Raw genomic sequence first — 15431 nt, forward strand, 5'->3', positions numbered from 1 at the left:
AAATTTCCTGTTTATTGGAGCGTTATTTGCTCAGTTTAGTCTTCGTCAGTATCCACAAGCCGCAATGACCGTTCTGCCGGTCGCACCTGCTCGTTATATTGGCTCAGCCAGTCTTCTTCTTCATCGTCATGGTGCGCCACAGCAGCATTGCCATGACTGATGGGGGCTTTCGGGCGAAGTGGGCGCACAACCTTGGTTTCCGGCAGTTCCGGTTCCGGCGTTTCCACATCCCCATAAATGCGGGCCAATTCATGCGCAGTAATACGCTTTTCGGCCTTTTCAAGGTCTTTTGCGGACCGTTTAAATGCCTTGTAAGCCCGCGCATGGCTCTGCGCTGCCTGCTTGTCAGCAAACCCAGCCTTCTCAACACAGGCCGCCGCACCCAGGTATGTGCCATCCAGCCGGTAGACATGGAGGTCATCATGCAGCGCCTGCGGGTCAAACCTGACCACAACAGACGTTGCCCTATGCTGAAGCAGGAAGTCTGAGAAATAACGGTTATCAGCCAGCTCAATCACACCATCCCGGCGTGCAACCGTAACGCTTTCAGCCGCCATAAGGCAGAGCCTATGCATTTCCTCCGTTGCAGTCGTAATGGCACCCCGGTTCGCAGCGTCTTGATAGCTTTCCATGAAAACATCATCAAAACTCCGCTTGCCCTGACACACATCAGACCGCCGCCCCAAGCGGGCATTATGCTCACGGATGCCCTCAGACACCACTTCCAGGAAGACATCCAGCGGCACGGCGGATGACCCGTAATTCTCCGGCTTACTGGTCACGGTATTGCCCGTATATGCCCCAGCAAAGCGCGGGTGTTTTGCCAGGTCACCTGCCAGATCACGCCACGCCCGCTCAATGGGTTTAGACCGCCCACTGTAAGGTGTGGCCCAATGCACCTCGACCCCCAACTGCGGCAAAATACCCATAGGCTCATCATCGCGCACCTTGAACCTGTAGCGGTTCTGCACACCACCGGTCAGCCACTTGCTGGCAAAGTTGCGCCCGTTATCCAGCCAGCATTTTTTAGGCACACCGTATTTTGCAACCATGTCACCAAAGGCCAGACGCACACATTCTTTGTTTTCGGAAACATCCACGCGCCAGGACAAAATCTTGCCGCTGTAAATGTCCTGAAAGCCCACTAAAACGGGCCTGACAATCGTCTCCTTTCCGTTTTCCACCCATTTTACAAACACGTCGAACTTATGGCCGTCTGCGTTCACGGCTTCCAGAGCATGGAACACAGCATGGTCACGCTTCTGCGCTGGGAACATGACTTTCAAAGCCTGCTCTCCTTTCCGGCAAAGTGTCAGCAATTCAGGCGGTAAAGTGTCCAGCCTGCGCTTCAGCGTTTTGGAAGATGGAAGCTTCCAGCCTTTCTTTTTTGCCAAATCCTCAAGCCTGCGCATGCAGGATGTAAAGGTTGGCGCTTCAAGCCGTAGATAATCGGCTTTCAGAATGTCCCACGCTTCCGTTGGGCACTCCACCTGCTCCGCCCGCTTTGCATAATGCGGCGCAAGACCCGCCAACCAGTCACACCGGTTCAGGCCGCGAACGTCCCGGTACCAATTCATGATGGTGGTAGCACCCACACCTTCCATGCGGGCAATCTGCAGAACTGCAATCTTCTTGCGGCATCCTGCATCCACTAGCATTTCCACCGCCATGACGATGCGATGCGCTTTCTCCGCACGGGCTTTCAAGGTGTCGGGCAGAGCATCATAACGCTGCCAGATATCCTGCCGCTCGCGCTGCTCCAGTTCTGGCTCTTCCAGCTTAACGTCCTGCGCTTTGATGGCCAGAGCAGCACGGGCTGGAAGCGGCAGGACAAACGGCGTGAATTCATAGCCACCACCGGCTCCCTTGCGGATACGCCACGATTTTCCTTCATTTTCAGGGTTGAGCCAGCCCTCAGAATCAATGCGAGCGTTAATGCCACGCTTCGTGCACGGCATATCCGGCAAAGCCATAGCTGCCAGCTCAGACGGGGAAAACCACTGAACTGAACTCAACATCAGAACCGCCCTCCCAACTGACGCCGTAGCCCATTTTCCATACGTGTAAGCTCTTTCTTACGCTCGGCCACTGCCGCAAGCTCAATCATCGGCAGATAGCGGCGCTCAATGACTGTCCAGCCACGCCCTTCAGCCAGAAACTCAACAAGCCGTCGGTCCTGAGTTGCGCCAATCAACGCATCAAAGCGCGGCACACTGATCTGATGATCTTCGCGTTGCCCAGACGCGTATGCGTTCAGCATGTTGATAGTGATAGGCCGTCCTAGAATGTCGCTCATGTGCTCAGCAATTTGAGGACGTGACTGGCCGCATTCTTCCAGCGTCACGGAAATAGCGCGTGAAAGCCGAAAACCGAACGAATTACCACGGACCAGAGCAGGGTCATATCCGGTAACAATAAGCGGCGGCTCCCAGTCCAGCAGTGATAGCTGCCTTTCATCAGGTTTTCTGCTCATGCTGCCTGCTCCTTGCGGCTGCGCAAACGCGCATCCGCTTCCGTAATTTCAAGAAAGACAGACTGTGGGCAGTCCATGATCCAAAGCATGTCAAACAGCAGCGGTAGAGAGGGGGAAGCGCAACCGCTTTCCGCAACGAATACAGCGTTCTCAGTGCATTCAAGCCGTTCAGCCAACTCAAGACGCGTCATATCGCAGCGTTTACGCTCGCGTCGGATAATAGCAGCAACAATACTCGCAAGATGGCGAGGTGGTACACGATCGCTCATCATGCTGCATCCTCCAACTCAAGGGCTGGAGAAAGGAAGTCATGGAAGCGCAACTTAGTAGCCTGATCAGCCTTGTTCCATAGTGCTACCAGCTTGTCATAAGTGGTAGGCGGGGCTTTCTTGGGCTGGTTTTTCAGTTGCCGGATGATCTCAGAAATATTCTTGATCGTCGGCCACTGGTGAACTGCCTCAGCAACTTCACGCTGCATATCCGGCGTCTCTTTTGCCAATGCATCAAGCTGTGCGCCACTATCAGCAAGTCATGTGCTGGAAATTTTCTCGCGCACGTCAGGCATAATGTGCTTAAACCGGGAAATAGAGCGATCGATTGTCTGGCGGGACAACCCGAGCTTATCGGCGGTGGCTTTACTGAAGGTTGGGATCAAATGCTCAAGCTTGAGCATTTGATCTGACTTCCGATCTCCGCCCGCCTGAACTTCCGGATGAAGCTTCTGATAAACGTCCTGTCTGCGTGCCAGAAATGTTGCGCGATCTAATGCACTCAGTTCACGGCGGCAGAGATTTTCGTCAATCTCCAGCAGTTCAGCTTCTTCATCTGAAACCTTCTTGATAACGCACCAGGCATTCTCAATCTCGGCCAAACGTAACGCTTCAAGTCTGTGCCCACCGGCAATCAGTTTGTAACGCTTCCCAGCCTTTCGCACCTCAATCGGTGTGCGTTGGCCTTCCTCCTGCATGCTTGCTGCAATCATGGCCGCATAATCAGGATCAATCGTCCGCAAGCGCTCGCCTACGTCAATCTGCGCAACTGGAATAGACGCCTGTTCCGGCATCGCTCCGTCCAGTTTTTCCTTCACGTCCATGTTCATGCTGCCACTCCGTTTTGACGGTGTGCTGCACCAGATGCGGCAGTAGAAACTCTCCCAATGCGACACGGAATGGGAGTGCCATCAGGATGATAAAAATCAGGCCATACATCATACGGCTGCTTACCCATTTCCTTGGCGATAATCTGCGCCATAGGGTGGGAATAAGGGGGCTGGCGAATGGTGTTGGACGCCGCAGCCGGGGCGCGTCCCTTGGCAACGGAAAAGGCTGCAAGCGTGCCCCATGTCTTGCAGATGAACGCCTTAATGTCTTCCGGGTGCATTCCGCGTGGCTTTTGTGCCATAATAGTCTCCTTGACCTAACCCGGCTGCAACCGGGCTCTCTTTTTCGTCTATCCGCGTGAGTTATGAGGGGGACAGAACACCGTGAGAATACCAACTATGGAACGATACGCAAGCGCGTTCTCGTACTTCCCACTTCTTTCCTGTGGATAACATGTTGATAAAACTCTCGAACGCGCACGGAACTGCGGATTTCGATGTCTAAAAATGCTCAAAATGACGATTTCCCAGATCTCAAAGAAAACTGGGAAATCGAATCAATCTCAAATCGGCTCAAGCAGGCTGTTGAAAACGCAGATGGGAACAAGGCCGTCTCAGAACGCGCAGGCGTCCCCCTAAGCACATTGAACGGCTATCTTGCTGGGAGGGATATGAAGGCCTCAGCTGCTGCTAGACTAGCGATTGCCTGCAACGTCAGCCCTTCGTGGCTCCTGCTTGGCCACGACGCTGATGAACCGGCGCTAAAGATCAGCCCCAGTCAGTCCCATCCTATTCCCGTGCCCGCAAACGATGTGGCTTACATCGACTACTACAATGTAGCGGCCTCTGCTGGTTACGGGATATGTGCAGACGCAGGCGTAAAGCCCGAAAAAGTGGCGGTTTCCCTAGCATTTCTTAAGGGTGATCTTGGGCTTGACCCTAACTGCGCCCTCATGCTGGAAACCAGTGGCGACAGCATGGAGCCCACACTCCGCTCTGGTGACCGCCTGCTGGTCGATACCCGCCGCAGGCATATTCTGGACGGCGTTCACGTCCTGGTCGTGAATGGTGGCCTGCTGGTCAAAAGGCTCTCATCCGAACCCAGCGGCAAGATCTGCATCGCCTCAGACAACCAGCTCTACAAAGAATTCCTCACCGACGCCTCCCGCTTCCACTGGGGCGAACCAGACGGAGGAGACGCCATAACAATAATAGGCCGCGTAGCCTACAGACTACAGGCAATGTCATGAAGCACAGCAAAGAAGAAAGAGAGCTATATTATTGTTCTCTTGGGAAGTTCGTTGATGCCTTCTCTACCGTGGAAGACCTCGTAAGAGAATTATACTTGGTCGCAATGCGTTATGCGCACAAAGAACCCAAAGATCATCTCATGACACCGCTCTCCATTATCGTGAAAGAAACAGGAGAGCTTTTCAAAGACAATGATACTTTATGCCAGAGAGATTTTAACCACTTCTTTGACCTAATGAGGATCAGAAATAGTATATTCCATCATAGATCAAGCATAATAGAAGGCAATCTCGTCTCAACAAATAGACACTTTGAAATAAAACCCGATAAAGTGAAGACCTTCAGGAGCGATCCATTAACACTGGAACTTATAACAATGGACTTAACTATAATACAGTCATCATTTGCCTATCGCTTCTACTGCGTAACTTTAGGGGAGGGATCAATCGATGGACGATCCCTTATTGAAGCAACTCGTTCATTTGCGCTTACCCCTTGGCATTACGCAGTCAAGCATTCAGAAGATCTACCCGTATAGGCGCCTGTTGCGCTCTCTAAGTTTGGGATCAAGCTCCTCCCCCCTGGCCTTTTCCATTGCCCGGTAAATCCCCTTTATCTGCGCAAACGGATCATGATTGTCATCTACTGGCTCGGCTTCGCATTGGGCATTTACTCTTTGCCCAGCCAGCCACATGTATGCACTCACCTCAATTTCCGCATTAGGATCTGTTCTATCGTCAGCCATGCTTACTTCTCCATCTTTTGTTCATATGGTATCATATGCGCCTTGTGAGTAAGAGCCTTTTAAAGGCAACTTAAAGGTCCATATGGATAAGATTAAGGTCCGCTATGATCGCAACGTCCGCATTTTCCTTGGCCTGCTCTTTGCGATGTTTTTGGGTTTGACCGGAATGATGGCCAAAGGATTTCACTGGCTCTAACGGAGCCTTAAAAGGGTTTTAAAAGGCCCCTCTTTAGCATGGGGTTCTTTATAGGTTGGGTTCCATATTTGGTGTCCTTTCGGCCATAATGCCGCTAAGGTTCCAGACATCACCAAGAGGCATAATCCCCATCGCCACCCATGGCCCGGTTATGCCGACACCAGCGGTTTCCCTAGATATTTCGTCCCACTAAATCCCCGCTGGTCCCACTTAATCCCGGTTTCCCAGTAGTTCCATTCCCTGTGTCCCCTTACATCCGGGCTTCCGGCTGACGAAGCCCTTGCCGGTAAACTTGATCGCCATGCCTTTCCCGGCTCACCGATCAATCAGCCCGAGACAAACAATGAGAACCGCATGGGCTCGGTTGCCTTGCACCATGCCTTTAATAATTGTGTCAAGCTGACTGTTACCGGACGTTATTACGACAATACCGTACATGAGTATGGTAGTTTCGTCGATCCGGATCTATTTCCGCCAGATGCCTCTGCGCCGACCGTTTATGGGGTGTCGCCAATCCTGATGCATAACCGCACCAAGGAGGCCACATTCGACGCCAATCTTTCCGCCAAACTGCATATCCTGGGTGGAACCCATCAGCTTCTTGGCGGCATCAATTACGACTGGACAAGCTTTTACAGCGCCATGGGTTTTGGCGTCAGCGATACGCCGTCCGGCACGATCGACCTTGCCAATCCGGTCTACGCCCTCAGCTACACGCCACAACTTCCCGTCAATTCCTACACCAACGACCATTATCAGACCTATGCCGTCTATGCACAGGATCAGGCAACTTACGGCCGTCTCCATGTGACTGGGGGGCTACGTTTCACGGCCCTTAAATTTCGGGAGGCGACAGATTACAATGTAGCGAATAATTCGACCTATTATCACGTCTCACCGCGGATAGGCGCGACATTTGATATTGTGCAAGGTGTTGCTCTTTACGCGGGCTATGCGACGGCATTCAGAGCAGCTTTCGGATTTGTCGGTCTGGAGGCTCCGAAACCCGAGACCTCCCATAATGTCGAGGCAGGCATGAAACTGGCGCTCCCCGGGAGCGGCCTTTCTGGCACAATCGGGCTGTTCCGCCAGACGCACGATAATGTTGCCGTCTCCGACATGAACAATGTGGGTTATTATGTGCAGAGCGGGCGGCAGCGTGCTCAAGGGGTGGAGGCCGACATGGTCTGGGAACCTACCCCAGCGTTCTCACTGCTTGCCAATTACGCCTATACGGACACAAGGGACGATGGCGTGTCTCCAGGAGACCAGATTGCCCGCGTTCCTAAAAGCAGCGGACGCGTGGCTGCCCGCTATCGCTTTCTGCATGGCTGGGCAAAGGGCTTGTCTTTCGGCGCGGGCGTCACAGCCTATACTTCGCGTGCCTTGACGCTGCCCAATACTATCTCCGTGCCCGGTTATGCCGTAGTCGATGCACAGGCTGACTACAAATTTGATCGTTACACGTTGGGGATTTCCATGGTGAATCTCGGTAACAGGAAAGCCTGGGATCCCTATTCCTACATGGGCAATCCGGTCGTTGCACCGATTCAGCCCCTCTCGGCTTATGCGACCCTCAAGGTCAGGCTCTGATCATGAAGAATGCAATGAAGTATCTGAACACGGCGATGCTCCTCACCGTGTTCAGTCTGTTTATCTGCGCGGCTTCCCCGGCTCCAAGCCCTAGCATAACGATACCACTTTACCCTACCGGCGTTCTGCCATCGCTCAGTGTTCCGGAGACACGGGCAAAGATAGGCGACACGGACGAAACGATGGTCTTCAACGTCAGTAATCCAACGTTGGAGTTATTCCGCCCTCGTCCTGATCACTCAAACGGCACGGCAGTCATCATCGCACCCGGTGGTGGCTTCGTCGGCCTCAGTTATGAGGCCGAGGGAACCGCTGTAGCGCGAAAGTTGACCGAATATGGAGTCACGGCTCTGGTGCTTAAATATCGAACGATACGAAGTCCTGACGACGCGATGCATATGCCGTCTGTTCATATGAAAGAGATGGAGACGATCATGGCGCGGGCGAAGAGCGGCATACCTGCTGAGGTGCCACTCTTCGCGGGCGAGCCCCATGCCGTGGAAGATGGCAAGCATGCTATCGCGCTGGTTCGCCAGCATGCAGTGGAGTGGGGTATCAACCAGAAAAAGATTGGCTTCATCGGTTTCTCGTCCGGTGCCTTTCTGGCGGCGGATCTTGCTATCGGGAACAAAGCCACCCGGCCAGCTTTTGCAGGACTGTTTTATGGCGGATTGCGCACGCCAGTTCCGATAGATGCGTCTCCCGCTTTCATCGCAGCCGCCGCGGATGATCCGTATTTACCTAATGATGGCACGCTACTCTATACAGCCTGGCGCAAGGTCGGAGCTTCAGCAGAACTCCATCTCTATGAGCGTGGTGGCCACGGCTTCGGCCTGATAGCAAGAGGGGACACGAGCGATCATTGGTTCGACGAGTTCATTTGGTGGATGCAGGCGCGATCTTTGCTGAAACAGTGATCAAATACATCGTCGAAGAGATTTTCGTATCCTGCCGGAATTGGTAAGGTAGATTTGGTAATTTTTTCTGCTGCACATAGTGTTAGCGTCCGCTCTTGATTATCCTCTTCCAAGAGCGGACTGACCGGGGCCCATAAACGACCTGTTCGCTAAAGGAACGTAAAGCTGACAGGCGGCAGCCGCCTACATCGGGCGTCATCGGATATGCGTTGGATTTCCCAAAGCGGACGCGCGTCATGCTGTGCGAAGATCATTTTCATCCTTCCCACAGTGCTTCTGGCATCTCGTTGAGAACCTCTGTGCTCGCCACAAGGAGTGGCGCGCTGTCACAACCAGATATGAAAAAACAGCATCCGCCCACTCAAGGATCTCGTTGTCGAGGCGGGTTTCAAGCAGATCACACTCATGAAGCTTGATATCGAAGGCATGGAATATCGTGTTCTGGACGCCTTCTTTCGCGAGGCCTCGCCCAGCCTGTATCCGCAGCATATTATTCTGGAACGCCCAACACAAAAAAGCGCCTGGTCCGGGCTCTCCATGCTGCTGATTCAAAGCGGCCTCTACCGTATTGCTGGGCGCACACGCGCCAACCTCCTCCTGTCGCGACAAAAACCATCAGTGATTGGATAAGTCTCGTTTTTTTAAAAATAAAGCACAAAGAGAAACTGCTGCCTGCGAGCAGGCAGCAGCTGTGAGATCAGTCTTTCTTGTCGAGACGATCAAGTGTGTCACAGGCGCGTTCCAGAGCCTGTGTCATCGTTTCGGCCAGAAGAACCACGCCGTCGATCGTGTCTGACTTACCATCGCGCACCTCTCTGAGACCCGCCAGAAGCGGGCCTTTGAGGATCAACAAGACCTCGTAAACGTCACGCACCGGGGACGTGCTCTCCAGGAATTGATTTGACATGAGAAAAGTTCTTTCTTCAAAAGGCATTATCCTCAGCAAGGAAAATCCCCTCACGCGTAGTGACACGGGAGCCCCGATGACACAGGCACACGATGACCTCTTCCTTTTCTGGGGAGAAGGGCAACGACCCTTCGAAAACGCCTCTGGAAAAATCTGAAAAACAGATCTGACACGCGTACAGTACCAGCAACAAAACAGCCGGATTGACGGAGCCCTCGCATAGGAGAAATGAGGGCCACCACACGGAACCAGAAAAAGGGGCCGCACAATCAGTGCGCCCCCTTCCCTCTGCACCCTGATGACAGCGCCATCAGACGGCATTTAGTCAAAATCCCGAAAGATCCCGCCTTCCATTGTCTGCCATCCCTGCGCTTTGCCCCATGGTTCAGAAACCGGCGGTGGCAGCGTGCGTGTGCAGGACAAGGCGACCAGCATGTTCAGACGTGTCTGGGAGAGCAGTTCCGAGAGCACGACACGCCCTTGCAGCAGGCGGGCTGTGGCACCGCTTTCATACCAGGGCATATCGAGCGTCGGCTGACTATATTCAGCAAGCTCCGCCAGTGTGTAGTCACCCGCCCTGCCCAACTGGAACACCCGCGCGAGGCGATAGAGACACAGGAGATACGGTGGCATCTCCCACGGCCCACCCAGCATCTGATGCAGGAACGCCATATTGTAGCCGGCAAGGCACAAAGGCAGTGCCTGCCCGCGTGGAAAGACCGCATTGAAGAGACTGTCTTCCACGACAAACGCACTCCCGCATTTTTCTCCGGGCATCTGCTCCAGAACGCCCTCGAATGTCGGGCTATCGATCTCCATTGTCCTGTGCCCTGCGCGGAAGATCACGTCTTTCCACGCGAGGGAGACCGGTAACCCCGACCGAAGACGACAGGGTCCACCGGATGTTTCAGGCAGAATATCGATCAGGCGAATGGTGCCCTCCTCCCAGCGTGGGAGCCTTTCTGCTGTTTTGGGATGATTGGTCATGATCAGGCTCCGCGCAGTGCAACGTCATCGACGAGATCAACGCAGAGGTCTTTCAGGTCTGCCGGACGGGCAAACAGATCAAGCCAGATCAGAACAGGCGTTATATCGAGAGCACGATAGACGTTGAGACGCTGATCAAGACGCGCCAGCCATTTTTGCTCTTCGTCATTCCGGGTTACCCGATCAGAGCCGCAGCAACCCGCCACTTCTATATAGCGGGAGACAGCCCCTTTCCGCAGTGTCAGGTCAGCCCGGAACCGCCCCTGCGCGAGACCGATTGGTTCATGCACATCCAGCACCATGTTCCTGCGTAAAAAGCCTGACAGGATCTGATACACAATGCGCTCGGGAAGAGAGTCCAGCACAGTGCCATCAAAGGCGACGGGTCCTGGCGCTGGCAGATCAGGCCAGCGACGCATCGCCATCTGTTGCACGCGTGCCCACTCGAGGGTCCCCGTGTCACCAATGAACACCAGATGCTGTCCCGCCGCGCCCATAAAACGAAACATGTGCGCGTTGGGTGGCGCCCCAAGGGCAAGAGTCATATCCCTGTAGAGGAGAAGATCCTCATCGGTTGGGTAAAAGATAGAAGACAGCGCAGACGCACTGCCTGTCGTTGTTGAAAGCGTAGCCATGTGATTTCCGTGAAGTGGAGCAAGCCCGTAAGGCGGCTGTGCCATGAGGCACTTTTTCCTTTTATGGGGAGACTGGAACGCCAGCCTCGACAACTTCCGCCTTCAAAATCACGAACACACTGAAAGTATAGTTTTGAGAAGCTTACAGTAAAAGACTGAACATTATCACCCGTGCCGCAACCGCTTTTCGTGATGGAAGAGCGTGCACCATGCCCTAGCCCTGACGACAGCACTGTGACTCAAACTATATATATTAAAGTTTTCTATAGAAGGCATTCGTGTCTTTGCAGCTCAACCAAGCACTTTTCCTCACACACCGCGGCGACATTTCGGTCTGACCTTATTTTTGGTGACATCGTATCAGGACCGTTTTCAGATTTCGGTCTGCCTTGAGCTTTCTTTCAGAGTTCTGGCTTTTCGTTTCTATTCCGGAATTAGCGTTGTAAAAAACGCAGCGCATTTTTCTGCTTGAATTTCAATGGTATTTTTAGGCGTACGTTTATCGTAACGATTTGAACCGTCACGGTAGTATTTTACGTTTAAAAAAGAGGCTGATGGAAACAGAATACTATCTTTATCTCATTGATTTGCCTGCTTTATGATAGCTCGCGACCCCCTTACCTCCACGATCTGTCCGGGGGCCGTCAGGCCATCCGGCAGGGTGCTGTTTTCGGTGCTTGCACCAAAACTGCGGTATCGTGCCTTTTTCTTCTCTTTTGAAACTTTATTTCTTATTAACGCTATATTTTGTAATAATATTGTTTGTCCTGTTTTTCCTTCTGCCAGCGTTAATAAGTGTTGAGTCCTTCATCAAAAGCGCCTCTGTAAGCCTCATAGAAGCTTCAGGATGGGCTTTTATGGCTGGTCTGGTATCAGACTGCTTGAATCCCCCATTGATCGCTCTTGCGAGCTTCTATGAGGCTTTTCGTTTTTTCTTGTCCGGCTGTTTTGTGTTTTGCTGGTTTTTTGGCGGCGTCATGATTCTTGTCGAATTTTCAACTTTCGCTTTAATCCTCGAAAACAGTTCCGGAATCGCCATTTTCGAGGGTGGATTGATCCGTAAGGGATAGGTTCCTAAAACCGTTCGGATATGGCTGTTTTAGGGGGTGTTTTTAGTCGTAGGCAAATTATCCGACAATCATTCCGACAAGGTCATAATTTAGTCTTTTTAATATTTGGAATAAAAATCCGTTATTATGTTATTTTGTGGTCAAAATTACCTTTGCAATTTTGTTTTTTTGAAAATGTATTTTTTCTGAAATTCTGTAGAACTCCATCTTAAAAATTATACGAGATTCTATAAGAGTGGTGCGCTGTCGTATCCCAATACGAAAAAACAGCACCGTTGTTCCTCGCAATCACCCCAAATCGCTGGCCGGAGCAGACTGGATCAAGCTTTAACAGAGCCCTGGTTTATAACGCATCCTGGCCCCAGTTTTCGGAGATGGAACTCATTAGCAGCAAGGTCCGAGACGTATAAAGCAAAGAGGATGAATGGCGTGACTAAAATGGCAAGAATGCGCAGTCCTGTAAGTTTCAGACAGAATGATCCTGCACTCAACAGACTGCTTCAATGCACACTTATCAATGTTGTACGGACCCATAAGGTCCATTCACAGCGTGATATTAGACTGATTGATCTGCAGATCATGTTTTTGGAACATCAGTTACGTCTCAAAATTCAGAACCCACCCTATGGCTCGCGTCATGCAAGCTTTGCTGAGTTTCTTCAGTCTCTCTCGACTTCTCTGAGCGCCGAGCAGCGCGCCCTCATTCTGTCATTGAATCGTCTCACCGAGGCAGAATACCCCAGAAAATCTCTCCCCGCAGAGATGATCCCTGTTCTGTCCACCTATTTTCATGAAGACGAAATATGGCAGTTGCAACAGCAAATTTATAAAGCCTATCAGCAGTCCGGCTCACCTTGCCCGCACTATGAATTTTGCGATTATCTGCAGGATCGCACTCTGATTACCGGCACGCTCCGCGGCATTTTGGGTCGTGTACTGCACATTGCGGCGCGCCAATACTATCACCATCCCGACATTCCGCTGTCGTTGCAACGCTGCCTGCACGCCCTGAACGAGACAAAAGGTGCAGATAAACTTCTTGTCCTGCCTACAGATTTCCCGACTGGATTAAGAAAAGAAAAGACCGGAAAAAGGGCACTGAAGCAAACCATTAGCCTCGCAACATTCAAGACGCTCAAAGCGTCTTATGCTTCTATTCTCCCTTATTTGGCGGCTATGGATGTCATCTGGTGCTATCGCTCCCTGCCCTCTCATCCTCTCCCTGCCTGGGCAGATCCGAATGTCTTGCCCGGTCGAGAGCACCGGTCATGCCACAGCTTTATGGACACTCCTGACGATGTCGATATCGCTGCCAGAACGGTCTCTTATGCCCGATGGTTTCGTGAGTGGGGCATACGCCATGGTTCTCACAAAACGCAGAACAGGGTTCTGGATCCAGCGACAACGCCTGAGATCAAAACTGATTGCCCTGAAGCAGTGCCTATCACCCAAATCCCACACACAAAGACGGAACGGACACCTCGTCCAGTATCGCCGACCATTCCTCTGCCGTTACTGCCGCTGCCCGACGCACTTGTGAGAGCTCTTCAAAGTTATCAGGACCCCAATTCCAAAAAAGAAAAAAACAAAATTGATGAAGGCTAAATCATTTCAGCCTCCACCCTGCTTCTGAAAGCCAACATGAATTGCTTATCTGACTAAAGGAGGAGCTGGCATGAGCAGCAGGCAGTCGATGCAGAAACAAGTCTCAGTGCAGATGTATGACACTCAGGCATCACATCACTCGACCCAAACACTGAAGCTCCTGGTAAAAATTCTCGCGCATCATGCGGCGCTGGCTCACGTCACCGCCACTAGACCACCCTGTGTTGCCTCCAAAAAACCGAGCTCGACCGCCAAGGCCTGACATTTCTCTTGTCAGATCCGTTGGATCGTGGCTTTCTTGAGGACTTCTACAGTCCCCGTTGGGACCATCATGCGGGTAAGCCCCGCGACAGCAGTTTTTCTTCGGAAAATATCACACTGCATCATCACCGTTATGGCTCTCTTCTGACTGGTATCCGCAGATCATCACAGGGTCTCGCATACTAAGCAGTGCGTAACACACGTCACGCACCACACTGCAGCCAGTCTCTCCTCTTCTTCGAGAAACGATGTGCTATGAAAGTTGCCCTTTACGCCCGCTATTCTTCTGACAATCAGCGTGATGCGTCCATTGAGGATCAACTCCGGATTTGCCGCACGTACGCGGAACAACAGGGATGGACGATCGTCGACAGCTATTCTGACCGGGCAATTTCCGGTGCGTCCCTGATCCGTCCCGGGATCCAGGAACTCATCACGGATGCCAATACCGACCGCTTCCAGATCGTCCTGACAGAAGCCATGGACCGCCTATCCCGCGATCAGGAAGATATTGCCGGCCTGTTCAAGCGCATGCTCTTCGCTAACGTAAAGATCGTCACGCTCTCGGAAGGCGAGATCACCCCTCTTCATATCGGCCTCACCGGCACGATGAATGCGCTCTACCTCAAGGAACTGGCCAACAAGACCAGACGCGGCCTGCGCGGTCGTGTCGAACAGGGCAAGTCTGGTGGTGGCCTGTGCTACGGTTACGATGTCGTCAAACAGCGCGACAGCCATGGCGAGACGACCTGCGGCGAGCGCGCCATCAATGAGAAGCAGGCGCAGATCGTCCGATGGGTCTTTCGGGAGTATGTCGACGGCAAATCTCCTAAAGCGATTGCCCTGTTACTGAATGCTGAAGGCCATCGCGGTCCCTTGTCAGAAGCCTGGAGTCCGTCAACACTCAATGGCAATCGCGAACGCGGCACGGGCATCCTCAACAATGAACTCTACATTGGCCGACTGGTCTGGAACCGGCTGCGCTATATCAAGAACCCGAGCACCGGCAAACGCGTCTCGCGCCTGAACCCTGACTCCGAGTGGGTCATCCAGGACGTTCCTGAACTGCGGATTATCGAGCAGGATCTCTGGGATGCGGTCAAAGCCCGTCAGAGCAAAACGACCTGGTCGCAGAAATCCCGCGGAACAGGCGTTCACCCTCTCAACGCCCTGCAACGTCCGACCCATCTCCTGACGGGGCTGATCAAATGCGGCTGCTGCGGCGGTGGCTTCTCGATGATCTCCAAAAACCATCTTGGCTGCTCAACCGCCCGCAACAAGGGCACCTGCGACAACCGTCTGACACTCCGGCGGGATGTCCTGGAGAAATCCGTGCTCAATGGCTTGCAGACGCAAATGATGGATCCCGCCCTCTTCAAGGAATTTTGTGACGAGTTTACCCGTGAGGTTAACCGACTGCGGATGGAGAAAGGGGCCGATCTGGTCGCTCTGAAATCCGAACTTCCCAAAATCGAGCGCGAACTGGATAAGGCCGTTCAGGCAATTCTCGATGGCTTTGCCAGCTCTGCACTCAAGACACGCATGGAGCAACTTGAAGCGCGTAAGGCGGAGATCGAAGCACGTCTGGCCGATACCCCTTCCCCGCCGCCCCTGCTTCATCCGAACATGGCGGAGTTGTATCGCCAGAAGGTCGCGACACTTCACGAGAGTCTTCAAAAGGCAGGGAGCGAC

At 52.7% G+C, this 15431-nt stretch carries 17 protein-coding genes; 8 read left to right on the forward strand and 9 right to left on the reverse strand.

Annotated features, from left to right (window positions below; genetic code table 11):
- Positions 1-35: 35 nt before the first annotated feature.
- The 6 genes from Abci_RS05725 to Abci_RS05750 are packed head-to-tail and all read right to left on the reverse strand — an operon-like array spanning position 36 to position 3874.
- Positions 36-2018, reverse strand: coding sequence for a transposase domain-containing protein (locus tag Abci_RS05725; RefSeq protein ID WP_048838203.1), 1983 nt, complete (start codon positions 2016-2018; stop codon positions 36-38).
- The gene (locus Abci_RS05730) at positions 2018-2473 is read right to left on the reverse strand and encodes a hypothetical protein (protein ID WP_048838204.1); all 456 of its coding nucleotides are present in this window, start codon (positions 2471-2473) and stop codon (positions 2018-2020) included. The genes Abci_RS05725 and Abci_RS05730 overlap by 1 nt, the downstream gene beginning before the upstream one ends.
- Positions 2470-2745, reverse strand: coding sequence for a hypothetical protein (locus Abci_RS05735; protein ID WP_146807031.1), 276 nt, complete (start codon positions 2743-2745; stop codon positions 2470-2472). Before Abci_RS05735 ends, Abci_RS05730 begins: the two co-directional genes overlap by 4 nt.
- Entirely contained in the window at positions 2742-2951 is a 210-nt protein-coding gene (locus tag Abci_RS05740; protein WP_048838206.1) for a hypothetical protein, read from the reverse strand. Before Abci_RS05740 ends, Abci_RS05735 begins: the two co-directional genes overlap by 4 nt.
- Before the next feature lie 51 nt (positions 2952-3002).
- Positions 3003-3572 (reverse strand): ParB N-terminal domain-containing protein, encoded by a 570-nt coding sequence (locus Abci_RS05745; protein WP_048838207.1) that lies wholly within the window; start codon positions 3570-3572, stop codon positions 3003-3005.
- Positions 3569-3874, reverse strand: coding sequence for a helix-turn-helix domain-containing protein (locus Abci_RS05750; RefSeq protein WP_052944779.1), 306 nt, complete (start codon positions 3872-3874; stop codon positions 3569-3571). Before Abci_RS05750 ends, Abci_RS05745 begins: the two co-directional genes overlap by 4 nt.
- A 369-nt stretch (positions 3875-4243) precedes the next feature.
- Here Abci_RS05750 and Abci_RS05755 point away from each other — a divergent pair, with 369 nt between their 5' ends.
- The 5 genes from Abci_RS05755 to Abci_RS05775 all read left to right on the forward strand — a co-directional run bounded on the left by Abci_RS05755 (position 4244) and on the right by Abci_RS05775 (position 8904).
- The gene (locus tag Abci_RS05755; protein WP_158319776.1) at positions 4244-4822 is read left to right on the forward strand and encodes a S24 family peptidase; all 579 of its coding nucleotides are present in this window, start codon (positions 4244-4246) and stop codon (positions 4820-4822) included.
- Positions 4819-5361 carry a hypothetical protein gene (locus Abci_RS05760; RefSeq protein ID WP_048838209.1) on the forward strand — a complete coding sequence of 181 codons (543 nt, stop codon included), beginning with the start codon at positions 4819-4821 and terminating at the stop codon, positions 5359-5361. The genes Abci_RS05755 and Abci_RS05760 overlap by 4 nt, the downstream gene beginning before the upstream one ends.
- 724 nt (positions 5362-6085) lie before the next feature.
- Complete coding sequence (locus tag Abci_RS05765; RefSeq protein ID WP_261766361.1) at positions 6086-7357, forward strand: TonB-dependent siderophore receptor; 1272 nt, start codon at positions 6086-6088, stop codon at positions 7355-7357.
- A 2-nt stretch (positions 7358-7359) separates the two neighbouring features.
- Positions 7360-8274, forward strand: a complete 915-nt coding sequence (locus Abci_RS05770) for an alpha/beta hydrolase (protein ID WP_209421695.1) — start codon at positions 7360-7362, stop codon at positions 8272-8274.
- Between the two features lie 405 nt (positions 8275-8679).
- Positions 8680-8904 (forward strand): hypothetical protein, encoded by a 225-nt coding sequence (locus Abci_RS05775; protein ID WP_048836926.1) that lies wholly within the window; start codon positions 8680-8682, stop codon positions 8902-8904.
- Between the two features lie 67 nt (positions 8905-8971).
- Here Abci_RS05775 and Abci_RS05780 read toward each other — a convergent pair whose 3' ends face one another.
- From Abci_RS05780 to Abci_RS05790, 3 genes are all read right to left on the reverse strand, one after another.
- On the reverse strand, positions 8972-9181 hold the full coding sequence (locus Abci_RS05780) for a hypothetical protein (RefSeq protein WP_048836925.1): 210 nt from the start codon (positions 9179-9181) through the stop codon (positions 8972-8974).
- Positions 9182-9502: 321 nt separating this feature from the next.
- Positions 9503-10168, reverse strand: a complete 666-nt coding sequence (locus tag Abci_RS05785; protein ID WP_146807029.1) for a hypothetical protein — start codon at positions 10166-10168, stop codon at positions 9503-9505.
- A 2-nt stretch (positions 10169-10170) separates the two neighbouring features.
- Positions 10171-10848 (reverse strand): hypothetical protein, encoded by a 678-nt coding sequence (locus Abci_RS05790; protein WP_244877591.1) that lies wholly within the window; start codon positions 10846-10848, stop codon positions 10171-10173.
- A gap of 812 nt (positions 10849-11660) precedes the next feature.
- Here Abci_RS05790 and Abci_RS05795 point away from each other — a divergent pair.
- The 3 genes from Abci_RS05795 to Abci_RS05805 all read left to right on the forward strand — a co-directional run.
- Positions 11661-11873 carry a hypothetical protein gene (locus Abci_RS05795; RefSeq protein WP_048838213.1) on the forward strand — a complete coding sequence of 71 codons (213 nt, stop codon included), beginning with the start codon at positions 11661-11663 and terminating at the stop codon, positions 11871-11873.
- 429 nt (positions 11874-12302) lie between these two features.
- Positions 12303-13478 (forward strand): hypothetical protein, encoded by a 1176-nt coding sequence (locus Abci_RS05800; RefSeq protein ID WP_141325446.1) that lies wholly within the window; start codon positions 12303-12305, stop codon positions 13476-13478.
- A 516-nt stretch (positions 13479-13994) separates the two neighbouring features.
- On the forward strand, positions 13995-15431 hold a 1437-nt coding region (locus Abci_RS05805), incomplete at its 3' end, for a recombinase family protein (protein WP_048838214.1).

The sequence above is a fragment of the Acetobacter cibinongensis genome, from assembly GCF_000963925.1.
Classification (GTDB): Bacteria; Pseudomonadota; Alphaproteobacteria; order Acetobacterales; family Acetobacteraceae; genus Acetobacter; species Acetobacter cibinongensis.